Source organism: Arthrobacter sp. NicSoilB8 (genome assembly GCF_019977355.1).
Classification (GTDB): domain Bacteria; phylum Actinomycetota; class Actinomycetes; order Actinomycetales; family Micrococcaceae; genus Arthrobacter.
Genome location: NZ_AP024655.1, coordinates 2,038,873 through 2,061,672, shown reverse-complemented (window position 1 = coordinate 2,061,672; position 22,800 = coordinate 2,038,873). Strand labels below are relative to the sequence as shown.

Below are 22,800 nucleotides of genomic sequence, written 5' to 3'. Positions count from 1 at the left end.
TTTTCGGTCACAATCACATGCCCTGACGGACATGGAATGCGGTGAGCATTGGAAGACCGATGTAACTGATTGAAGGAGCACCATGACCACCTACGACATTGCGCTGATCGGCTTCGGCGGCGTCAACCGGACACTGGCCGAACTGATCGCAACACGCGGCGAGACACTTCATACCGAGCTGGGCTTCGGCCTGCGGGTCGTGGCCATCACCGACCTGCGCCTCGGCTCCCTGGTCCAGGCTGAGGGCATCGACCTTTCCATCCCCCTCAATCTGGGTGGTGGCGGCGAAACCTTCGCCGAATACGGCGGATCCGCGGACACCAATAACGAATCCGTTATCCGCAACTGCACCGCTGACATCATCTGCGAGGCCACGTTCACGAATCCCGACGACGGCGAGCCGGCAGTCTCGCACGTGCGATGGGCGCTCGAATCCGGCAAGAGCGTCTGCACCACGAACAAAGGCCCCGTTGCCCTCCGTGGCGCTGAGCTGACCTCCCTGGCCGAACAGAACGGCGTGCACTTCGAGTTCGAGGGTGCCGTTATGAGCGGCACTCCCGTCATTCGCCTGGCCAAGAAGATGTTCGCGGGGCTGAAGTTGAAGGGTTTCGAAGGCATTCTCAACGGCACCAGCAACTATGTGCTCGGGCGGATGGAAGCCGGACTGGACTTTGAAGCGGCCATCAGCGAGGCGCAGGAACTCGGCTATGCCGAGGCAAACCCCTCAGCAGACATTGAGGGCTACGACGTTCAGCTCAAGGTCCTCATCCTCGCCAACGAACTGCTTGACGCAGGCATGGAACTCCAGGACGTTCAGCGGCAGGGGATTTCAGCTGTGACGCCGGAGAATATCCGGAAGGCAGCCCGCGAGGGCCGCCGATGGAAGCTCGTCGGTTCTGCAAGGCGGAACCTGGACGGGTCAGTGACAGCAGGCGTATCCCCCGTAGCACTCCCCCTCGACCACGGGCTGGCCGGCATTTCAGGCGCAACCAATGCCGTGTCCTTCGACACCGACCTTCTGGGGGCAGTAACTGTCTCAGGACCGGGAGCCGGCCGCGTGGAAACCGCATACGCCCTGCTCTCCGACATCATCGCCATGCACGCCGTCCGGACGGGAGCAGCTGCAAATGCTTGAGTCCACACTGTATTCGACGGAAACCGTGCTGCCGCAGTTCCGAGACGTCAGGAGCCCCTACGACGGCAGGGTGGTCGGCGCGGTTTCGCTGACCGAAGCCACCGCCGGCGAAGCCGTGATTGAAACAGCCCGCATCGGCGCCCGGAAAGCACGGGCGCTGTCCCGCAATGCCCGCGGGAAGATACTCGACGGCGCCGCAACAGAGATCGAGCAGCGCCACGAGGAGTTCGCGCAAACCATTGTGTCTGAGGCCGGGAAAACGATCCGCCAGGCCCGGAAGGAAGTACTGCGGGCGGTCAACACGCTCCGCCTCTCCGCTGCCGAAGCGCGCCGAAACGCAGGCGAAGTCATCCCCTTTGACTCGTACGAGGGCTCAGAGGACCGGACCGGGTGGTACTCCCGCGAACCCTTGGGCATCATTGCCGCGATCACTCCGTTCAACGACCCCCTCAACCTGGTGGCTCACAAGATCGGCCCGGCCATCGCCGGAGGAAACGCCGTGATCCTCAAACCCTCGGCCCTGACTCCGCTGTCAGCCCAGCTGCTCACGGACGCCCTCGTCAGCTCCGGTCTCCCGCCGGAGACCCTCACGATTGTTCACGGCGACCGGGAAGTGGCCGAGTCAATCATCAGGTCCCGGGACGTAAGAATGGTGTCCTTCACCGGGGGGTTCTCCACGGGTGAGAGTATCGCCCGCACCGCAGGTCTGAAGAAGCTTTCGATGGATCTCGGTGGAAACGCACCCGTGATCGTCCTGGACGATGCCGACATCGAGAACGCGGTGGAATCCTGCGTCTCCGGAGCGTTTTGGGCCGCCGGACAGAACTGCGTGGGAGTGCAGCGGATCCTCGTAGCCGCCCCGGTATACAGCGCGTTCCGCCAGCGCTTCCTGGAGGAAACGGCGCGGTTGGTTGCCGGAGATCCATCGGATGAACGGACGGATGTCGGGCCCATGATCAGCCCCGCCGCCATGCAGGAGCTCCAGACGAAGCTGGACGGGGCCCTCGGTGCCGGCGCTGTCCTGCTCTCAGGCAATGTCAAGGACGGCAATGTGCTTCAGCCGACCGTCCTGGAAGCCGTCCCGGCGGACAGCAGGCTGTGGAAGGAGGAGGTTTTCGGGCCGGTGGTGATGCTTCATAAATTCACCACTTTCGAAGAGGCCATCGACGTCGCCAACGCCATCGAGTTCAGTCTCCATGCGGGCATATTCACCGACTCCCTGGCCAGGGCCATGGATGCGGCCCGCAAGCTCGAAGCAGGCGGCGTCATGATTAACGATTCCTCTGACTACCGGTTCGACGGCATGCCGTTCGGTGGGGCCAAGTACGGGAGCATGGGCCGGGAGGGCGTCCATTTCGCGTATGAGGAGATGACGCAGCCAAAGGTCATTTGCATCAAGAACTGATCGAGCTGGAGGGCGCGACCGGGCCCTGCGCCCTCCGGTTCCTCCGAGCAAGCGGCACTCAACAACGCCACCACCCACACTTCCACATAGAGGATGGAAAACCATGACCAGCCGCATCGAGACGGATTCGCTCGGGAGCGTTCCTGTACCGGCCACAGCCTACTGGGGAGCGCACACCGCCCGGGCTCTGGAAAACTTCACCATCAGCGGGATTCCCATCTCCCGCCACCCGCACCTGGTGCGTGCGCTGGCGATGATCAAGAACGCTGCGGCGCAGGCCAACTGCGAACTGGGCATCCTTGACCCGCGGGAGGCGACAGCGATCCGCGAAGCGTGCCAGGAAATCCAGGACGGACATCACCACGAACAGTTCTGTGTGGACGTCATTCAGGGCGGTGCCGGAACGAGCACGAACATGAATGCCAACGAGGTGATCGCGAATCTTGCGCTGGAAAAACTGGGCCACCGCCGCGGTGACTACCAGCACCTGCACCCCATTGATCACGTTAACCGGTGCCAATCTACCAATGACACCTATCCGACGGCGATCAAACTGGCACTGATTTTCGCCACCGCAGAGCTCCACCGCGAGTTGGGCAAGCTCGCCGAATCCGCCCGCAGCAAAGGTGCTGAATTCGCCGACGTGGTGAAGATGGGCAGGACACAGCTTCAGGACGCCGTCCCGATGACCCTTGGGCAGGAGTTCAATGCCTTCGCCGCGACGCTGGAAGAAGACCGCTCCAGGCTGATGGAATCCACAGCGCTGCTGCTCGAGTGCAGCCTGGGCGCCACCGCCATCGGGACCGGTATCACCGCCGAGCCGGGGTATCAGCAACGCGTGCTTCTGGCGCTCTCCGAGGTCTCCGGCGTCCCGGTCGTTCCCGCCGCCGACCTCATCGAAGCGACGTCCGACGTCGGTGTTTTCATGCACTTGTCGGGCATGCTGAAGCGCACAGCCATAAAGCTGTCCAAAATCAGCAGCGACCTACGGCTGCTGTCGAGCGGTCCACAGAATGGCTTCGGCGACATTATCCTGCCCCCGCGCCAGGCCGGGTCATCAATCATGCCGGGAAAGGTCAACCCTGTAATCCCGGAGGCCATGAATCAGATCGCCTTCGCAGTCGCCGGAGCTGACACAACAGTCACGATGGCTGCAGACAATGGGCAACTCCAACTCAATGCCTTCGAACCTGTAATTGCCCATTTCCTTCTTCAAAGCATTTCATGGGTCGAAAACGGATCGCACGCCCTTCGTCGATACTGCGTGGAGGGTATCGAAGCGAACACCGGACACCTCGCCCGCCAGACGTCAGTCTCGGTGGGTCTCGCAACGGCCCTAATACCGGCCATCGGGTATGCCGCAGCAGCAGCGGTGGCAAAGGAAGCCCTTCAGGACGGGTCAACCATTCTGAACGTCGTCACCAGAAGGAAGCTCTTGGGCCGGGAGGCTGCCCAGTCGCTGCTTGAATCCGCCGTGCTGCCAGTCAGGAGTACGGACACATGCGGGGTCTGATCACTTCACTCCGTGGCCCGGGCACCACTGGCGCCCCGCCTGATGTAACTGGACAGCGTCATGGCCGTGACCGTGTCCGTGACTCCGGGAATGGCCGCGATCTGCTCCCAGATCTCCTGAACCCTCTCCAGCGACCGGGCCTCGACCCTCACCAGGAGGTCATAGTCACCGCTCACGACGTCGCACAGAACCACTTCGGGAATAGACCGTAAAACGGAGATGACGTCAGCCCCCCGCACCCGGTCCTTCCGGTAAACCATCAGGAAAGCGGACACCGGGCCCTGGCCCGGTGGGCCGGCAACAATCGTGTACCCCTGGATATACCCCTGCCGCTCCATCCGTTCGATCCGCTGGCGCACAGCATTCCGCGACAGGAGGACTTTGGTCGCCAGTTCTGCGTGGCTCATGCGGGCGTTCTTCGTGAGCTCCGCAAGAATCCTCTGATCTATCTGATCAAGACTCACTCGATCCATGCCTACCCTTCACCGCGATAATCCCCCGGGTACAACCGGAATGGAACCAAACTTCAAGACCGAAAGACCTCGAAAAGAATGACACACCTGCACCAAACCCCGTCCACTGGCATAAGCTGCATCCTGTTCGACATGGACGGAACGCTTTTGGACTCAGCACCAGGCGTTACAGCAAGCGCTGCCCAGGCCTTGGCCGCTGTAGGCGCACCGGTCCCATCGATGGACACACTGCGCAGATTCGTCGGACCACCGATGATCGAGTCCTTCAGAACCGTCTCACAACTGGACGAAAAAACCGCCCAAAAGGCCCTCCAACACTACCGCAACGCATACGCCGAGCACGGCGCCGAACAGTCCAGCCCATACGACGGAATCATCGATCTACTGGAACGCCTACATTCGGCCGGCGTTCCGATGGCCGTAGCCACGTCCAAGGTTGAAGATCAAGCAATAAGACTGGCACGAATGTTCGGAATTGATTGCCACTTCATCAATGTATGCGGAGCATCAGATACCGAGGGAAGAGCGAGCAAGGCAGACGTCATCGCCGAATTGCTGCTTCGGCTCCATTCCACAGGCGTAGACGTCTCCAGTCCCGCAATGGTCGGAGACCGAAGCTACGACGTCGCGGGAGCAGCTAAACACGGAATCCCCACAATATTCGCACTCTGGGGATACGGGGAGGCCGAGGAAGCCTCGCAGGCCGCCGCCGTTGCTCCCTCCCCTGCGGCCCTTCTGCCACTGATCATGGATAACCGCCGCTGGTCATCAGCGCAGCATCCCTCGTGCGACGAGTCCACGAATGCGACCAGCAGGCATGCACAATCCACGCCTTGCTAGAAACTGCGGTTGGGCCTCAGGCGCTTACGGGGGTGGGCCCCGAGGGCCTGATCAATGGTGACCACGGCCTGACCGGCAGGAACAACGAACGGCCGGGACCGAACGAAGCCCTGGCGGCTGGCCGGGCCGGCATCGCCCCGGTCGTCACCAAGCCCGATCGGTCCGCCCGGCCCAACCAGATGCTCGAGAACATCATCGAGGGCATGACGAGAATTTCCCAGGAGTTCCAGCGGCCGACCGGGACGATCACGAGAATTTGATCCGATGTCGCTGCAAGTCATGCAGTTCAGGCGCTCCCGGCCATGAAGGAGTACACAGCAACACCGCTGTCCAAGCCCAGAGAAGGAGCCATCACCAACAAAAATGGGCCCCCGCAGGGGCCCATATAAGGAGATTTGTACACACTCAGCGGCCCACAAGCCCCTGAGCAGGGAAAACACGTGCCCGAGGTGGGACTCGAACTGCATTCCAAGCCTGGCAAACACTGGGAATCCGCGAAAACACCGGCAATCCGAGCCAGTCCGGCCGATGTACCGCCCGGTACGACGCGAAAAGCGTTGACATTGTCAACACCCCATATTTCATAACTATTGAACCCGCTCGGGCCCGCACCGACCTCATGGCTCCGGACGACGTCGATACTAGCGGCGCATCACGCCACGAGGTCGATCCGGCAACGGCCCCAATCAGCTGGTGGTCCGTACAACGCCGATTCCCGCCCACGTCTCCCACGATACGGCGCGCCAAATGACAAGCAATTCCGTAAATCCAGAGAATACAGAAATTCCCTGACCAGAAATTCTCATCAGGGATTCTGCTGGTCGAGCTGCCAGTATTTGGACCTGCGCCCCATTTGACCCCAGTCAGGTGCGCTACCAAGCTGCGCTACAGCCCGCTATTCAATTTTCTGGTCTGCCAGGGGTAAACCCACTTAACCATCAGGCGTCCAAAGATGCTGCTCAGCCTCGTCTTCCGCATGGATGTGGGGGCAGACTGCCATATCGCAGGTCGTGCCTTGCACGGGTTTCATGGTTTTGGTCCCCTTCTGGTCCCCCTCGTCAGGAGCTCGCGAGAGCTTCCGCTGCACGCTTGGCGATTGCGATGACGCGGTCGACAATCTCCCGATCGTCGAGCACGTCTTGGTAGCGAACTTGCCGACCGGCGTACGCCAGTACCAAGGCCCATAACTCGCGTTCACTGGTCCGGCACTCACTGATCCAGTCGTGAACGCCACGGAACCAAAGTTCGCAAGGGTGGCCTTGCCCGAAGTCTCCTGTCGCGAAGGTCGATTCGATCTCGGAGATGACCGGCCATGCTGCACCACGGATCGGCGAAGCTGGATGGACCAGAGTCGAGTTGAACATGGTGATTGGGTCTAGCACGCCGGCCGCGAAGGCTTCGCTATCGAAATCACTGAGCACTGCCTGTCCGTTGTCGATCAGGACGTTCCCTGGGTGAAGATCTCCATGGCGAGGGCCCACTTGAGTGGTGACCGTGAGACTTCCGGCAGGCACAGAGATCCCGTAGGCGCCAAGAAGCTCTGACAGACGCTCCCAGGCGATCAGAGGTTCGCAGAGCTCGGCCACGGTGAGCGTCCTTCGCTGTGCTACCACTCCGTGCATAGCGTCCCAGACGGGCCGAGCGGAGTCTACAGCTTGGGCGGGTCGCTCGGCGATGATATCCATGAGCGCGTACGGTGCTTCGCCGGCGACCTCTCAGGCCGATGCCAAAACGATTTGTGACCCTTGACACCCTCTGCAGTCTGCGCATAATCTTGTGCCAAGTCGTTTTGGCAAAACGGTTTGTCAATGATCATCCAATCTTTCGTATCTCCGTTCCCAGAGAAAGGGAGTCGACAGCGATGTCCTCTCGAAAAACAATCTCCAGGCTCGCCGTGGTCGGCAGCGTCTCCGCCGCGGTACTGCTGGCCGCCACCGCGTGCGGAGCTGGCGGCCCGGCCGCGTCCGGCGGGGCCGCCGGCTCCATCAACGTCCTCGTGGAGGCCGGCGGCCACGCCGAACTGACCGCGGTGGCCGAGAAGTGCAAGCAGGAAACCGGGGTCAGCGCCAACTTTGTCGAGCTGCCCTACGACGGTCTCTTCAACCGGCTCTCCAGTGAGTTTTCCTCCGGCAGCGTCTCCTTTGATGTCGCGGCCCTTGACTCGGTGTGGTTGCCCAACTTCAAGGACGCCGTCCAGCCGCTCGACGAGCTCTTCACTGACGATGTCAAGAAGGACATCTTTCCCTCGCTGGTGAAGGAAGCCAACGTGGACGGACATTTCATCGGGATGCCGGCATGGACCAACGCCGAGATCATCCTCTACCGCAAGGACCTCTTCGAGAACGCCCAGAACAAGGCCGACTTCAAGACCAAGTACGGATATGACCTCGCTGCCCCCACGACCTGGAAGCAGTACCAGGACATTTCGGAGTTCTTCACCAAGGACGGGATGTACGGCACAGATGTCAAGGGCGCTGTGGAAACGGAATGGCTGGCCCATGTGCTGCAGGCGGGCTCACCCATGGTCCTCGATGCGAACAACAACGTCGTGATCGACAACGCGGCCCACAAGGAAGCCCTCGACTTCTACGTCAGCATGACCAAGTCCGCTCCCCCGGGCGCCGCACAGGTGGACTGGGCCGCCGCCCAGAACCTCTTCAACCAGGGCAAGACCGCCATGACCCGCTTCTGGGCCCACGCCTACCGGCAGATCCCCAAAGACTCTCCCGTCTACGGCAAGGTCGGAACCGCGGCCATGATCGGCGGCTCCGCCGGCGTGGCCGGCGTCCCGGGCCCCTGGTACCTGTCCGTTCCGAAGGCAAGCAAGAACGCCGAGAACGCCAAAAAGTTCATCAAATGCGCATATGACCACAACGACCTTGGCATCCAGTCCTCGCTCGGTCTGGCCTCAAGGATTTCCGCGTTCGAAAAGTACCAGGACCAGCCCGGCTACGAAAGCTTCAAGCCGCTGATCGCCACCCTCAACGCACCGGCCACGGCAACCCGCCCCGCGACGACCAAGTGGCAGCAGATCGTCGACACCGTCCTGGTGCCGACCCTGCAGAAGGCCGTGGCCGGCGGGGACACCACAGCGTTGCTGTCCGAAGCCAAGAAAAAGGTCCAGGACCTGATCAAGTAAGCCCTTCGCGGCCGGCACCCGCAATCAGCGGTGCCGGCCGCGAAGATCCACCAAACAGAAGAGATTCCCGTGCGTATCCCTGATCGCCGTTTCGCGCTGTTCCTGATGACCCCTGCCGCCGTTTTCCTCGCGGTGTTTGTGGCCTACCCGCTCATCCGGCTCATCACCGACAGCTTCTACAAAATTTCCCCCAATGTCGGCGGCACCCGCGAATTCATTGGCCTGACCAACTACATTGAAGCTTTCAGCTCCGAAGCCTTCACCGGCGCCGGATGGCGGACCCTCGCCTACACCACCATCGTCGTCACCCTCGAATTCACCCTGGGGCTCGGCATGGCCCTGCTGTTCACCATGCTGGGCAAACGGTCACAGATTTGGCGGACAGTGTTCCTGTACCCGCTGATGATCGCCCCGATCGTGGCCGGCCTGCTCTGGAAGTTCCTCATGATCGACAACTTCGGTCTGATCGGCACCCTCCTGCACCAGGCCGGCATCCTGGAGAACCCGAACCAGATCGGCTGGCTCTCCAACCCGGACATCGTGCTGTTTTCCGTGGCCGTTCCGGATATCTGGCTTACAACCTCGTTCATGTGCCTGGTGCTCTTCGCCGGGCTCCAGAACATCCCCGGAGACCTCATTGAGGCAGCACGGTTGGACGGGGCCCGGGCTCCGGCGCTGCTGTTCCGCATCATCCTTCCCCTAATGCGGCCAGTGATCGCTGTCGCCCTGGTGGTCCGCGGCATCGATGCCGCCCGGGCCTTCGACACGATCCTCATCCAGACCAACGGCGGCCCCGACTCCGCCTCGGAGACCATGAGCCTGCTGATCTACCGGACCATGATCCGATTCGGCGATCCAGGCCTGGCCAGCGCCATGGGCACCATCTACCTGCTCGCGATGCTCGGCGTCGCATTCTTCGCCGTGGCAACCATCTGGCGGCCCGGAACGGACACCTGATGAGCACCGCCCAGACCCCAGACGACGGCGCCTTGCCGACTCACGTCGTCCCCTACCGGCCACGCCACGCAGGCTTTGCAGCACGCGTCTCCGCAGCGCATGACAGGAGCGAGATCCCTTTGGCTACCGCAACAGCCCCACCCTTGCCTATCACCGAGGCTCCCGCAAGTACCCCCCGGCGGCGCCGCCGCTACAACGCGGAAGGCCTCGAGGCCGGAAAGCGCAGCACGCGGACCCTGCTCTGGATCCTGCTGGCCGCGGCCATGGTGCTCTACAGTTTTCCGTTCCTGTACCTGCTGTTCACGTCCTTCAAGACGCCGATCGACACCATCGCGGTACCGCCCACCATCCTGCCCCGGGAATGGACGCTGGAGAACTACACCAACGCCCTTGGCCGCAGCGGGGTCCTCCCGTCGTTCATCAACAGCGTCCAGACGGCCATCATCAGCACCGTGCTGTCCCTGGTGCTGGCGGTTCCCGCGGCGTATGGGATCACCCGCTACAAGACCCCCAGCGGCCGGGTATTCATCATGGCTGCCCTGGTCACCAGGATGGTCCCGCCCGTCGCCATCGGCATCCCGCTCGCGTCCATGATGGCCGGTGTTGGTTTGGCCGACACCCCCATCGCACTGTCGATCGCGCACACCACCATCTCCCTGCCGCTTTCCATCTGGCTGATGTCCAGCTTCTTCGAAGCCGTCCCGCAGGACCTGGAGGAAGCGGCTACGGTGGACGGCTGCAGCCGGCTGGGCGCCTTGTGGCGGGTGGTCATTCCGGTGGTGTCCGGAGGCATCGCCGTCACGGCCATCTTCGCCTTCCTCGCGTCCTGGAATGAGTTCCTGTTCGCCCTGCTGATGACCGCCGTCCGGTCCCAGACCACCCCGGTGGTCATCGCCAACTTCCAGACCCAGTTCGGACTCGACTGGGGATCCATGACTGCGCTGGCGGCCGTGTTCTCGATCCCGGTCATCCTCCTCACGCTTCTCTTGCAGCGCAAGATCGTCGCAGGCATGACGCTCGGCGCCGTCAAGGGCTGAGAAACAACACAAAGGGAAGAACCTATGTCAAGCAACAACTACTACGACGTCACTACGTGGCCCGTCGGCAATCCGTCCGAGGACGTCGGTGAAGTAATCAACAGCATCATCGCTGACATCAAGGACCGCCAGACCGTCACCGATGCGAACAATGGCGGAAAACCAGGCGCGGTGATCTACATTCCGCCCGGGGACTACCACCTTCGTACGCAGGTGGTGATCGACGTCAGTTTCCTCAGGATCTATGGCTCGGGACACGGCTTTACATCATCGAGCATCCGGTTCAACGTTCCCGAAGACGAATGGCCCGACTTGCATGAGCTGTGGCCCGGGGGGAGCCGCATTCTGGTCGACATTCCCCTCGGCCGAGACGGGGAGGAATCCAAGGGGGCCGCCTTCTACGTTGAGCGAAGCGGGAGCCCACGGATCAGCTCGGTCGAGTTCTCCAACTTCTGCATCGACGGGTTGCACTTCAACTCGGACGGCTCGGGGATGCATCCGGAGAACACCTACGTCAACGGCAAGACCGGTATCTATGTCGCGAACGCCAATGACTCATTCCGCGTAACCGGCATGGGGTTCGTCTACCTTGAGAACGCTCTCACTATCTACAACGCGGACGCGCTGTCCGTTCACGACAACTTCATCGCTGAATGCGGAAGCTGCATCGAGCTGCGCGGGTGGGGACAGGCGTCAAAGATCACCGACAACTTGGTCGGAGCAGGCTTCAAAGGACACTCGATCTACGCCCAGAACCATGGCGGGCTCCTGATAACCGCGAACAACGTCTTCCCCCGTGGTGCGAGCAGCGTCCATCTCGACGGCGTCACGCGTTCGAGCGTCACCAACAACCGTTTGCATTCGTTCTACCCCGGGATGGTGGTGCTTGCAGCGAATAGTTCGGAAAACCTCGTGGCCACGAATCACTTCCTGCGTGACCACGAGCCCTGGACGCCCTTCCTGGGAGTCGACAACGGACTGAACGACCTCCACGGACTTCTCTGCGTCAGCGGCAGCAACAACTCTGTCATCGGCAACCACTTCTCCGAGATCATCAACTCCCAGAGCATCCGGCCGGCAGGTGCGACGCCTGTCATCATCCGGCTGATGGCGGGAGTTGGCAACTTCGTCTCCAACAACCACATGGTGGCGATGGACGTTCACTCCAAGTCAAGTGACTCCTGCTTCTCGGCCCAGGTGGACGCTCTGTTGACGACCGAGGCTTCGGACGCCCTCGCCGTTACGGCCGTCATGGTCGATTCCGAATCAGCCCGGAATACGATCCTTGATTCCGGAAGTGACGCCCAAGTTATCGCAGACAGGGCTGTTAACGCCTTCAGGGCCACACCCACGATCGGTATCCAGACGGCACAGGCACTTGTGGCCCAGTAACCCGCTCAGACCCGGCGAGACCCCCCGGGGATCGCCATCGGGCCTCTGGGACGAATAAAACGCACGCAGCCATTACCCGAACGTAGAATCAGCATCAACATAAGGACGTGGGAGACCAATGAACAAGTCAGTTGGCATCAAGGACGTGGCAGCCGCAGCCGGCGTCTCTGTCACGACGGTGTCCCACGTCCTCAATGACGTTGCCTACGCCCGGGTGGGGGTGGAGACGAGGGAACGGGTCCACGAAGCGGCGCAGCGTCTCGGCTACGGCCCGAACCGGCTGGCGCAGGCCCTGCGCACCCAACGCTCGGGCATGATCGGGTTCATCAGCGAGGAAATCGCCACCACCCCGCACGCTGGCCGGATCATTTTGGGGGCCGAGGAGACGGCACGTGCCCGCGGGTACCGCATCATGATCATCAACTCCACCAGCACCAGCTCCCAGGATTCCAGGGAAAGTGATGTGGCGGATCTGCTGGACCGGCAGGTAGACGGCATCCTGTACGCCACGATGTATCACCGCCAACTGGCCGTCCCCAAGAACCTTGTCGGACTCCCCGCTGTCCTGGTGGACTCCGAAGACATCAGCCAGACGGTTTCCTCCGTAATCCCCGACGAAATCGCCGGTGCGAGGTCGGCCGTGCAAACCCTGATCGACGCCGGACACACCCGCATCGGCATGCTCAACAACACCGACGACGTTCCGGCCACCCACTCCCGGCTCAGGGCCTTCAAAGAAACACTCGCGGACGCCGGGCTGCCCTTCCACGAAGAACTGGTCCAGTCCGAGCATTCGGAGGTGCCCGGCGGCTACCAGGCGGCCCTGCGCCTCCTGAAACCCCCAAGCCGGCCCACGGCGGTCTTCTGCTACAACGACCGCATGGCCATGGGCGCGTACCGGGCCGCCGGGGAACTTGGTCTTAGGATTCCGGATGACATCTCCTTCGTCGGTTTCGACAACCAACAACTCATCGCCGAAAACCTCTACCCCGCACTCACAACCGTCGCCCTGCCCCACTACGAAATGGGCGCATGGGCAACCGAAAACCTGATCGACGCCATCGAGGGCAAAACCGACCTGCAGCTGTTCGCCGCTCACCCGACCCTTCTTCCCTGTCCCATGGTTCTTCGCGATTCCGTCGCCTCCCCAAGACATAAGGACGCTTCCAGTAGAGCGGCCCTGGACTCTCCTACACACGCCAACACCTGACCTCGAGCGCGTCCAGTAACAGACGCGCCCACCCCTCCAAGGACCTCAAATGCACATCACCCCAGTTCCCCCATGCCCCGAAACGGACGTCGTCGTCGTCGGCGAGGCCATAATCGACATCATTGATACCGCCGCAGGACCCGTCGAGTTCCCAGGCGGATCGGGGATGAACGTCGCGTTCGGACTCGGTCGGCTAGGTGTCAGCACCGCATTTCTCACCGCGCTGGGCAGGGATGAACGCAGCAAGAGCATCCAACGGCACCTGGGCACCGCGGGGGTACGCCTGCTTCCGGGAGCCGAACACCTCGACCGCACATCCACTGCCAGGGCGCTTCTCGACAGCAGCGGTTCCGCAGAGTACGAATTCGACTTCGAATGGAACCTCCCCCAAATCAGCCCCACGTTTCTCCCGAAGGTGCTGCATACGGGGTCGCTGGCCTCCTTCATGGAACCCGGAGCAACCCAAGTCCGGTCCTTGCTGGAACTGTTCTCCCGCCGTTGCTTGATCACGTACGACCCCAACATCCGCCCGACACTGCTCCACAGCCACACTGAAGCACTCAGGACCTTCGAAGACACAGTTGCCCTGGCTACCGTCGTGAAGCTCAGTACCGACGATGCCCAGTGGCTCTACCCCCGCACGTCCCCTCCCGACGTCGCGCGGCGGCTGCTTGATCTCGGGACAGAACTGGCAATCATCACGGATGGCGGATCCGGATCCTATCTGCGTTCGAATGCCGCCGAGATCGAAGTGCCAGCACCGCCAGTAGCCGTCAAAGACACTGTCGGCGCAGGCGACTCCTACATGTCCTCGCTCATCGCGGGCCTCCTCGACGAGCCCGAGGACGATTTCGGCTACGGCAAACTCACGCGCCTGGGAACAGCCGCCTCGCTCGCTGCGGCCATAACGGTCGGACGGCACGGGGCGAACCCGCCAACACGGGCAGAACTGATCCAATCTCTGGAACTGGCCCAAACTTCCCGAAAGAACTCCGATGACTGAGACAACGACGCCACCGGCCGGCGCCGCCGAAGACACCGCCCTTAACATCCGGCCGATACTTCACTACACAGCCAGGAACACGTGGCTGAACGACCCCAACGGACTCGTGTGGCACCAGGGCATCTACCATCTCTTCTACCAAAACAACCCCTTCGACAACGTCTGGGGCAACATGTCCTGGGGACACGCCACCTCAACCGACCTTCTGCACTGGACCGAACACCCGGTTGCCATCGCCTGCGACGAGGAAGAAGACGTCTTTTCCGGCAGCATCGTGGTGGACCACGGCAATACCTCGGGATTCGGCACAGTGGAAGATCCGGCCTTGGTGGCCATCTACACGAGCGCCTTCAAGGAAGGCTCGGTGCACCAAGGGACACAAGCCCAGTCTCTCGCGTTCTCCACGGACGCCGGCATGACGTGGAACAAATACGCAGCCAACCCGGTGCTTGGCCGCGGCTCGGCCCATTTCCGGGACCCCAAGGTGTTCCGCTACGAGGGACCGGCCGGTACCTGCTGGGTCATGGTGGCGGTGGAGGCCCAGCACCAGCAGGTTGTGCTGTACCGCTCCGCCAACCTCAAGGACTGGGAATACCTGAGCACCTTCGGCCCTGCAAACGCCACAGGCGGCGAATGGGAATGCCCCGACCTGTTCCCGCTCCCCGTCGACGGAGACCCAGACAACGTCAAGTGGGTCCTAGTGGTCAATATCAACCCGGGTGCCGTGGCCGGCGGCTCCGGAGGGCAGTACTTCGTCGGCGACTTCGACGGGGTGCAGTTCACCGCCGACTCTGATTCACTCGTTCCAGCGGGTGCCGACGGGACCACGGATCTCAGACACTGCCTGTGGCTCGACTGGGGACGTGACTACTACGCCGCCGTCTCCTTCAGCAACGCCCCGGAGAACCGCCGCATCATGATCGGCTGGATGAACAACTGGGACTACGCCAACACCTTGCCCACGTCCCCGTGGCGCTCCGGGATGTCCCTTGCCCGCGAGGTCGAGCTCGCGACAGTGGACGGCTTGCCGCGCCTGGTGCAGCGCCCGGTGCTGCCGTTGGACTGTGGGGAGCCGACCCGCACCATCCACGACCTGGAACTTAACGGCTCCCGGTTGCAACTGCCCGACGCGATGCCCGGATCAGCCCAGCTGATCGAGGCCGAGATCCTGCCCGGGACGGCCCGGACCGTTGCCTTCAGGCTTCTCGGCGCATCGGGCGGGAGCGCCGCAACGGTTCTCAGCTTCGATGCCGATACGAGCCGGCTCACCCTGGATCGCCGCAACTCCGGAAACACCGCCTTCCACGGAAAGTTCGCATCGGCCGAGTCGGCGCCAGTGAAGCTCGACGGCGGCGTGCTAAGGCTACGTGTAATCGTCGACCAGTGCTCCGTGGAGGTCTTCGCCCAAGGCGGGAGGGTGGTCCTGAGCGATCTGGTGTTCCCCCTGTCCGGGAACCTCGGCACCGACGTGCGCGTGGAAGGCGGCACGGCCATTGTGCGGAAACTGGCCGTCACGGCCCTGTCCTAATGACAGCACCGCACTGCAGTGCCCACCCACGGCCTGCCGTAACCAGGGCCAGCCACCGGCAGGGCCAGGACCGCGCAGCTAGTTGCCTGTAAAAATGGGGCATGCCCGCGCATAACTTTCCGATCAGACTCTTGGCCGAAGACCCGGCCAACGTTCTCGACCGCAGTCGTGGCCAGCTGTTCTACCCCGTGTCGCCCAGGTTGTAGACCAAGGGCTCGAGCTGACTCCAGCCACTAACTTTATAGGGGAGATTGGGTCGGGAAAATCCACTCTCGGGGAAGCCACTGCACGGTCCGATGGCTTGTCCCCCGAAGACGGATCTACAGGGGCCCGACACAGCACCCGATCTACGGAGTGCAGACTCGCCGATCGCCTGCACCTGGTCCGGACCGCCGGCGCCACAAGACGCGACTACTTCCCGCGGGCGGAAACAAGGCACGGCTTTCTCACTTACCTTGAGCAGAACCCGAGCTAGGTCATCATGTCCACACACTCCCCTGTTCTTGCCGCACTTCCGGGCGCGCAGATTCTCGAAGTCAGCCCTGGGGACTTCGGCAGCAAGAATGGACCGACCGTGATCTGGCCTCCAACTGGCGATCGTTCCTGGACTCGCCTGCAAGAAACCTCCGACCCCTTTAGGGCAAGCCCGGGTCACGTGCCCCTAACAGTCACATTTTCAACGGCCTCAGGTGGTTGCTGAATGGTATCTCGAAAAGCTGTTGTTTCATGAGACTCGACGTTGAGGCGTCTTCAGCTCGCATGCCGCCTCTCTATTGCCTGAATAGAGAGGCGGTATGCCTTGCTACGCAGGGGGAACGGTGATGACAACTTTCCCAACTAGTGAGTTGTCCTCCAGGTAGGTGAACGCCTCGACGATCCGCTCCAGCGGGAACGCTTGGTCGATAGGAGGCTTCAATACTCAGTGTTCGATGCCATCAGTGATGAAAGCCACGGCCTTGGCCAACCGTGCGTCGTCCGAGACGACCTCGACCATGTAAAATCCCCGGATCGTGAGCCTGTTCTGAAGGAGCGACAGCGCCGGAATCTGCGTGGGTTCGCTGCTGAGTGCGCCGTAGACGACGATCCTGCCGTACTTCGCGATCACCGCCGCGAGTTCGGTCAGCAACGGTCCACCGACGGGGTCAAAGACGACCTTCACACCGCCGGGCGCAAACTCCGTCAGACGTGCTGTGACGTCGTCCTCCCCGGTTGCGATCAGAAATCAGATTTAGCCCTCGCCTACAGGCCCAGTGATGGTGAAAACAGAAGATTTCGGAAGCCAGCGCCGACGCAATGAACATCATCAACACACTGCCGCTGACCGTCTCCGGACCAGAGGGCGAGCACTAAGCGCTCCCAACCCCCAGTGTCTGTGAGTGGTCATGCCGCTTGGGCCTTTGGCTTCGATGGACAGGCAGAAGTTCGATCACTGCTTGTCGTTCTGATATGCCCCAGGATCGCTGGGCGGGTCCTCCGCGCAACCAGGGCGCTACCGCGCCGACCCCGAACCGAAAACTTCTTCATCAGCACGGTGAAGCACTGCCTCTAGCTGAAGTTTTCGCCCCGGGGCCGGTTCCCAAGTTGCGCTCCAGCCCCTCAGCCCAGCGGGTAGTCCCCTACCAGAACGACGCCCACAACCAACAAACGCAAAAACACGGCAACACAAAGGGTGAAGGGAATCAGGACCATGGAAAAGCTAACGATCAAGACACCATCGGATGTGCTCAGTTTCATCGGTCACACCCTCGGCTTCTGGCCCCAGGAAAGCCTGGTCTGCATCACTCTCAACGACAACAGCATCGGTGCGACCCTGCGCATCGACCTCCCCCGCCAACCCGGGCAGGAACTCCCCTACGCACGCACCGTCGCCCACTACCTGACCAGCGACACCAACCCCACATCCATCCTCTTCGCCGTCTACACCAGCGAAACCAGCAACCATGGACAGGCCAAACCCCATGCCGTCACCATCGCCGCGCTCACCGGGGTCCTCGCTGAACAGGGCATCACCATCCGGGACGGACTCCTCGTCGGAGACCAAACCTTTTCCCCCTACGACGGCGAACCCGGAACCAGCCTCGCCCGGCCCGTCAGCTCCACCCAGACAAGCGCGATCAACGCCGAATTCATTTACCGAGGCAGTTTCATCGAACCCACCGACCGGATCACCCTCCCAACCACCGGTCAGGCAGAAGCTAAGGCCGCCGCCGTCGAACACCACATGGACACCATCAGGACCCAAACAACCGACGCCGCGCTGCAGCAAGGCAGGAAACTCTGGGCAGACATGCTCGATTCCAAGACCTTCCCCAGCGACGACGACTGTCACGCGCTCGTCGCGAACCTGCAGTTCCCGGCAATCCGCGACCGGCTCATGGCAGACATCCCAGGGGTAGACGAGCCCATGCAGCAAATCCTGTTCGCCCAAACCGAGCAGGCCCCGGAGTGGTCACGCATCGAGTGGGCCCAGCAACTGCTGCTGCACGCCTACACCCGCACGAGCGCCGAGCACGCAGCCCCGGTCCTCACGGCCATCGGCTACATCAACTGGTGGGAAGGCAGAGGCAGCAAAGCCCACCAATTCCTCCAACTTGCCCTCGACACCGACCCCGCCTACCGCCTTGCCCGCCTCAGCGACCAAATGATCGGCTCCGGCATCGTTGCCGGCTGGAACATGAACAAAGACACCGCCTACAAAACACTGCCCTTCGATCTGCCGTAAGCATTCGAACCTTTATCCCGAAGAGCCAACCTGCTTCAGTGCGACGGGGAACAATTTCCATTAGGTCTTCCACCGCTATTGCTTCTGAGGAAACTACCCCGACGGTGACCAACGTCCAGCTGTGGATAGCTCAAAGTGACCCCGGCCCTGACCTGCTCAATCGCCCTAGTCGCGACAGTAGGTCAGCGCAGGGTTTGTTCGAGTTGAGTAGGCTGACGGTACATCGGCGGCGGTTCGATTGGACAAGTTCGCAGATCTATAGGGCCAGGGGTCCTAACCATGTGAGGAAGCAACATTGTCCTTGTCCGATGCCTCGAGAGTAGCGCTCGCATCGTCCTCGGCGGGCATCGCGATAACGGCGACAACGGAAAGTATGGCACTGACCAGTACGGCCATGAACACAGCAGCAGACGCCGACACGATTGTCTGGGGATCGGAATCGCCGCCGGGGGCGCCGGCGTATATCGAGTTAGCTACTGCCCCGAAAACGGCGACGCCGATAGAGCTTCCAATCGAACGGGCAAAGAGATTAGTACCGGTGACTACGCCGCGCTCATTCCACTCGACGCTTGACTGGGCGGCAATGAGGATCGGGGTCGCTACCAGCCCCAGTCCCAGACCGACAATGAAACAGCACGCCGCCACAACCAAAATGTTGGGGGAAGAGGCCGTAAGCGTAAGAACCGATGCACCGATGACCGCGACCGTGACACCGATCAGTGCCGTCCTCCGATACCCAATCCGGAGATAGAACCTGCCCGCCTGGGACGCACTGATCGGCCAGCCGACAGTCAATGCCGCCAGGGCGAGCCCGGCCAGAACGGGGGAGGTCGTGAGGGATCCCATGAGGAACGTGGGCACGTAGGAGGTAAGGCCGAACATGGTTGCCCCAATGCCGAAAGAGATGATCGACGTCGTCAACAACAGACGCCGGGACACGACCCACGACGGCAGTACAGGCTCTGCGGCCCTCCTCTCGACGAGAACGAACACCGCGAACAGCAACGTGCCGACTCCAAACACGGACATGCTGGTGGCGGAGTTCCAGGCCCATGCCAGGCCGCCCTCGAGAGCCCCAAGGATAAGCAGGCTGAGGGAAACTGTTAGCAGTCCCGCCCCCAAAAAATCCACCCGGTGCTTGGCGCGCTCGATACTTTCGTGGAACGTTCGGATCAGCAGCCACCCAGCCAAGAGGCAAAGCGGGATGTTCACGAGGAATATCGCACGCCAGATGCCGAGTGAAGCGAACAAGCCACCTAACGTTGGGCCAATGACCGAGGAAAGTGCCCACACACTGGCAAGGTAGCCCTGCACCTTAGCCCGTTCCGTCACCGTGTAGATATCGCCGACGATGGTCATAGCCATCGGCAGTACTGCTCCCGCGCCCAGGCCCTGCAGCACGCGGAAGGTGATGAGGGCCGGCATGCTCCACGCCACTCCGCAAAGGATCGAACTGAGCAGGAATAGAGCGATACCGCTAAGGATGATCGGCTTACGGCCTACGACGTCCGAGAGCTTCGCGTAGACGGGAACGGAGACAGCCTGCGCCAACAAATAGGCCGAGAAGAGCCATGGAAAGGATGTGAAGCCGCCAACGTCATGCACGATCGAAGGTACAGCCGTCGCCACAATCGTCGAATCAATCGCCACCAGGCCCGACGAGACCATTAAGGCAATAAGGATGGGGCCCCTCCGGGACCGAAACCCGACTCCGTCGGCAGTCGCTGTCGTCACTTAATCTCATTCCGTCCGTCGAGGCATCTTCTTGCTGGCCGCCCGCAAATTTATCCGTTTCGGCAGTAGAGTTGCCGCCTCAGTGTCCGTGGCCCGCTGCGTTCTATGACCTTCTCGGCTACCAGTTCATTTTCTCCATGGTTGTGCCGTACGGTACTTTTTCACTCAAGCTGACGGTAAAGGTCTCTGGGCCGCTGCGCGTCACCAGCATGCCCTGCTTCCGCAGTTTCGCATTTTTTATCAGTTTGCCAACGGCATTATCGAGTCGCTGCTCCAATTCGGAGCGCCGCTGGATTGTCAACATAATGGAATTCTCGGAACTGTAATTCATTGCCGGTCGAAATACCTTCTAATAGTGACGTTGCTCTACAAACCGAGCACGGCGGGTTATGGCAGAACGGTCGGCGCGGGGCATTTGATCTTGGTCAATCCCACAACAAAGCGCTGCTTTGATGGCAGTGCGATGGATTTCTCGCTAAGCCTCGTTCTCCACTAAGGCTAATAGCGTGCCGTGCCGGCCGGACATAGGTATCCACGCCAACAACACCCGAATACGCGTCACGTTGGGCTTTGACCCAGCTCTGGGCGCAAGCTCTGCCCGCTCCTGGCGGGCAGCGTCGGCGACAGTTGGCTGACGATCAGTGTGTGAGGTCTCGTCCCTTGGTTTCCGTCAGGAAGAATACGCACGCTGCTGTGATGAGCCCGGCGATGACGAGATAGAGGGCGACCGACCAGGAAGCCAGAGTTGCCGCATACAGGCCGGTTGCGATCAGGGGCGAGAATCCACCGCCCAGGGTCTGTCCGAGCTGGTAGCCCATCGACGCACCGCTGTAGCGGAACTTGGTTGCAAAGAGCTCACTAATCAAAGAGGCCAGCGGGCCGTAAATCATGCCACTCAGGGTAAGGGAGACGGCCATCGCAACCACGATGAGTACGGGACTCTTGGTGTCGACCATGGCGAACATCGGAAATGCCCAGACCGCGTAAGCAATTCCACCAGTGAGGATGACGGGGCGTCGACCTACCCGATCGGAGATGGCGGAGCTCACCCAGTCACTAATGCCGTAGAAAACATAGCCAATCACTAGGGCAATCAGCCCCAGGCCCGCACCAATCTTGAGGTCCACAGCGGTGTAGCTCAACAACCACCCCAGTACGACGTAATTGAGGGTGCCGAATCCGAAACTGATCCCCGCGGCCAGGAGAAGTTGCTTGGGGTTGGTCTTAATCACTTCGAGGATGGGCTTACGGGTGGTCTTTCCCTGCGACTCTGCGTCTTTGTATACCGGGGTCTCCTTCAGCCGAAGCCGGATGATGAGGCCAGCCACGACGAGGATAATCGATAGCAGGAACGGGATTCTCCAGCCCCATGCCTCGAAAGTTTCCGGTGGCATGAGACTCACAGCGAAAAGTACGACTGTCGAAAGCAGACCGCCGAGCGCTGATGATGCCGGGATGAACCCTGTGTAGAAGCCCCGCTTTTCCCGGGGAGCCGTCTCGCTCACCATTAGGATGGCGCCGCCGTATTCTCCACCAAACGAAAAGCCCTGCACGAAGCGCAGTATGACGAGGAAAATTGGTGCCCAGATCCCGATGGCAGCGTAGGTCGGAAGAAGCCCGATGGCGGTGGTCGAAATGCCTGCGACGAGCAGCATGGCGACCAGGACGCGCTTTCGACCATGCAGGTCACCAACATGCCCGGCTACCAAGCTACCGAGCGGGCGCGCAATAAAGCCAACGGCCTGGGTCGTGAACGCGGCAAGCAGGGCGACAGTCGGGTCGAAACTTGGAAAAAACAGCTTTCCGAAGATTAGGGCGGCCGCCGATGCGTACAAAGCGAAATCGTATTGCTCCATGATGTTGCCTACAGCGCTACCGGCGATGGTCCGGCGCAACAGCTTCCTCTGCTGCGGCCCGAACTCAGTGTGCGTTGCCGGGGATAGAACGGTGGTAGCCATGTGTTGCCCCGCCGTCGGTTCAGCAGCCGTTAGGGCCTGCGACTTCGTCGTCCGCATTGTTCTCCTGAGTGCGTCGTGCCAGCGCCAAAGGCGGCTGGGATGCATGTGATGGCCGCCCGAAGCTTCTCTTCTTCGCAACTCGGGGTCGGTATGCCGACGGTACTTCTGCTGGGGGTCCTCGTCAAGAAAAACTTTCGCAAGGAGAGCAAAACGTTCATAGTTTGAGTGTTTAAATATCGAGGCATATTCTCAGCGTTGTCATTAGTGTTAACGTCAAGCCGGACCGACGACAGAGGAGCGCCATGCGTATCGGAGAATTGGCAGAGCGGTCGGGCGTGCCCGCACGCATGCTGAGGTATTACGAAGAGCAGGGCCTGGTCGTGCCGCGTCGGCTCGACAACGGCTACCGCGTCTATGACGACCATCTCCTGGACCGGGTGCAGAAAATCCGCGGCCTGATTGACGCTGGGATTCCGACGAGGATTATCAGTGACATCCTGCCGTGCTTGGATCAACCGCAGGAGATTGTCGTCGCGGACCCCGACCCGAAACTTCGGGAGCTGCTGATTCATGAGCGGGAGCGGATGTCGCAGAAGATCGATCTGCTCATCCAGAACCGCGATGCGATCACGCGTTACATCGAAGCCTTGGACGACGCCGCCACGCGTTCGCGAAAGGTCCCCGCGGGCTAGGAGCCGCCGGCCTGCCACCATCCGGACGCCCGCTTCAAGCCCGGATTCGACATTAACAATAG

The 22,800-nt window shown here is 61.4% G+C and carries 19 protein-coding genes and 1 pseudogene; 14 read left to right on the top strand and 6 right to left on the bottom strand.

The window, feature by feature from the left end:
* Positions 1 to 82 precede the first annotated feature (82 nt).
* The 3 genes from LDO15_RS09155 to LDO15_RS09145 all read left to right on the top strand — a co-directional run bounded on the left by LDO15_RS09155 (position 83) and on the right by LDO15_RS09145 (position 4,053).
* Positions 83 to 1,135 (top strand): homoserine dehydrogenase, encoded by a 1,053-nt coding sequence (locus LDO15_RS09155; RefSeq protein WP_223986231.1) that lies wholly within the window; start codon positions 83 to 85, stop codon positions 1,133 to 1,135.
* Positions 1,128 to 2,540 (top strand): aldehyde dehydrogenase family protein, encoded by a 1,413-nt coding sequence (locus LDO15_RS09150; RefSeq protein WP_223986229.1) that lies wholly within the window; start codon positions 1,128 to 1,130, stop codon positions 2,538 to 2,540. Before LDO15_RS09155 ends, LDO15_RS09150 begins: the two co-directional genes overlap by 8 nt.
* Positions 2,541 to 2,643: 103 nt before the next feature.
* Positions 2,644 to 4,053, top strand: a complete 1,410-nt coding sequence (locus tag LDO15_RS09145; RefSeq protein ID WP_223986227.1) for an aspartate ammonia-lyase — start codon at positions 2,644 to 2,646, stop codon at positions 4,051 to 4,053.
* A gap of 5 nt (positions 4,054 to 4,058) precedes the next feature.
* On the opposite strand, the gene LDO15_RS09140 is transcribed toward LDO15_RS09145, so the two are convergent.
* Positions 4,059 to 4,526 carry an Lrp/AsnC family transcriptional regulator gene (locus LDO15_RS09140; RefSeq protein WP_223986224.1) on the bottom strand — a complete coding sequence of 156 codons (468 nt, stop codon included), beginning with the start codon at positions 4,524 to 4,526 and terminating at the stop codon, positions 4,059 to 4,061.
* Positions 4,527 to 4,604: 78 nt separating this feature from the next.
* On the opposite strand from LDO15_RS09140, the gene LDO15_RS09135 reads away from it, so the two are divergent.
* A complete protein-coding gene (locus LDO15_RS09135; RefSeq protein ID WP_223986222.1) occupies positions 4,605 to 5,366 on the top strand; it encodes an HAD hydrolase-like protein in 762 nt (253 codons plus the stop codon).
* Complete coding sequence (locus LDO15_RS09130) at positions 5,360 to 5,626, top strand: recombinase family protein (protein ID WP_223986219.1); 267 nt, start codon at positions 5,360 to 5,362, stop codon at positions 5,624 to 5,626. Before LDO15_RS09135 ends, LDO15_RS09130 begins: the two co-directional genes overlap by 7 nt.
* A gap of 798 nt (positions 5,627 to 6,424) precedes the next feature.
* On the opposite strand, the gene LDO15_RS09125 is transcribed toward LDO15_RS09130, so the two are convergent.
* A complete protein-coding gene (locus LDO15_RS09125; RefSeq protein WP_223986217.1) occupies positions 6,425 to 6,952 on the bottom strand; it encodes a hypothetical protein in 528 nt (175 codons plus the stop codon).
* Positions 6,953 to 7,227: 275 nt separating this feature from the next.
* Between LDO15_RS09125 and LDO15_RS09120 the strand changes: the two genes are divergently transcribed.
* The 7 genes from LDO15_RS09120 to LDO15_RS09090 all read left to right on the top strand — a co-directional run bounded on the left by LDO15_RS09120 (position 7,228) and on the right by LDO15_RS09090 (position 15,632).
* Positions 7,228 to 8,505, top strand: coding sequence for an extracellular solute-binding protein (locus LDO15_RS09120; RefSeq protein ID WP_223986215.1), 1,278 nt, complete (start codon positions 7,228 to 7,230; stop codon positions 8,503 to 8,505).
* 69 nt (positions 8,506 to 8,574) lie between these two features.
* On the top strand, positions 8,575 to 9,462 hold the full coding sequence (locus tag LDO15_RS09115; RefSeq protein ID WP_223986213.1) for a sugar ABC transporter permease: 888 nt from the start codon (positions 8,575 to 8,577) through the stop codon (positions 9,460 to 9,462).
* On the top strand, positions 9,462 to 10,499 hold the full coding sequence (locus LDO15_RS09110; protein ID WP_223986211.1) for a carbohydrate ABC transporter permease: 1,038 nt from the start codon (positions 9,462 to 9,464) through the stop codon (positions 10,497 to 10,499). The genes LDO15_RS09115 and LDO15_RS09110 overlap by 1 nt, the downstream gene beginning before the upstream one ends.
* Positions 10,500 to 10,523: 24 nt before the next feature.
* Positions 10,524 to 11,891, top strand: a complete 1,368-nt coding sequence (locus tag LDO15_RS09105; protein WP_223986209.1) for a NosD domain-containing protein — start codon at positions 10,524 to 10,526, stop codon at positions 11,889 to 11,891.
* A gap of 118 nt (positions 11,892 to 12,009) precedes the next feature.
* Positions 12,010 to 13,101: a LacI family DNA-binding transcriptional regulator gene (locus LDO15_RS09100; RefSeq protein WP_223986207.1), complete on the top strand. Its 1,092-nt coding sequence runs from the start codon at positions 12,010 to 12,012 to the stop codon at positions 13,099 to 13,101.
* Between the two features lie 49 nt (positions 13,102 to 13,150).
* Positions 13,151 to 14,104: a carbohydrate kinase gene (locus LDO15_RS09095; protein WP_223986205.1), complete on the top strand. Its 954-nt coding sequence runs from the start codon at positions 13,151 to 13,153 to the stop codon at positions 14,102 to 14,104.
* Complete coding sequence (locus LDO15_RS09090) at positions 14,097 to 15,632, top strand: glycoside hydrolase family 32 protein (RefSeq protein ID WP_223986203.1); 1,536 nt, start codon at positions 14,097 to 14,099, stop codon at positions 15,630 to 15,632. The genes LDO15_RS09095 and LDO15_RS09090 overlap by 8 nt, the downstream gene beginning before the upstream one ends.
* 802 nt (positions 15,633 to 16,434) lie before the next feature.
* Here LDO15_RS09090 and LDO15_RS09085 read toward each other — a convergent pair.
* Positions 16,435 to 16,848, bottom strand: a pseudogene (locus tag LDO15_RS09085) (zinc-binding dehydrogenase).
* Positions 16,849 to 17,319: 471 nt separating this feature from the next.
* Here LDO15_RS09085 and LDO15_RS09080 point away from each other — a divergent pair.
* Complete coding sequence (locus LDO15_RS09080) at positions 17,320 to 18,354, top strand: DUF4192 domain-containing protein (protein ID WP_223986200.1); 1,035 nt, start codon at positions 17,320 to 17,322, stop codon at positions 18,352 to 18,354.
* A gap of 273 nt (positions 18,355 to 18,627) precedes the next feature.
* Here the strand turns inward: LDO15_RS09080 and LDO15_RS09075 are convergent, their stop codons facing one another.
* The 3 genes from LDO15_RS09075 to LDO15_RS09065 all read right to left on the bottom strand — a co-directional run bounded on the left by LDO15_RS09075 (position 18,628) and on the right by LDO15_RS09065 (position 21,944).
* On the bottom strand, positions 18,628 to 20,088 hold the full coding sequence (locus LDO15_RS09075) for an MFS transporter (protein WP_223986196.1): 1,461 nt from the start codon (positions 20,086 to 20,088) through the stop codon (positions 18,628 to 18,630).
* Positions 20,089 to 20,206: 118 nt separating this feature from the next.
* Positions 20,207 to 20,392 carry a hypothetical protein gene (locus LDO15_RS09070; protein ID WP_223986193.1) on the bottom strand — a complete coding sequence of 62 codons (186 nt, stop codon included), beginning with the start codon at positions 20,390 to 20,392 and terminating at the stop codon, positions 20,207 to 20,209.
* A 334-nt stretch (positions 20,393 to 20,726) separates the two neighbouring features.
* Complete coding sequence (locus LDO15_RS09065; protein ID WP_223986190.1) at positions 20,727 to 21,944, bottom strand: MFS transporter; 1,218 nt, start codon at positions 21,942 to 21,944, stop codon at positions 20,727 to 20,729.
* A gap of 404 nt (positions 21,945 to 22,348) precedes the next feature.
* Between LDO15_RS09065 and LDO15_RS09060 the strand changes: the two genes are divergently transcribed.
* On the top strand, positions 22,349 to 22,738 hold the full coding sequence (locus LDO15_RS09060) for a MerR family transcriptional regulator (RefSeq protein ID WP_223986187.1): 390 nt from the start codon (positions 22,349 to 22,351) through the stop codon (positions 22,736 to 22,738).
* The last annotated feature ends 62 nt before the right edge of the window (positions 22,739 to 22,800 follow it).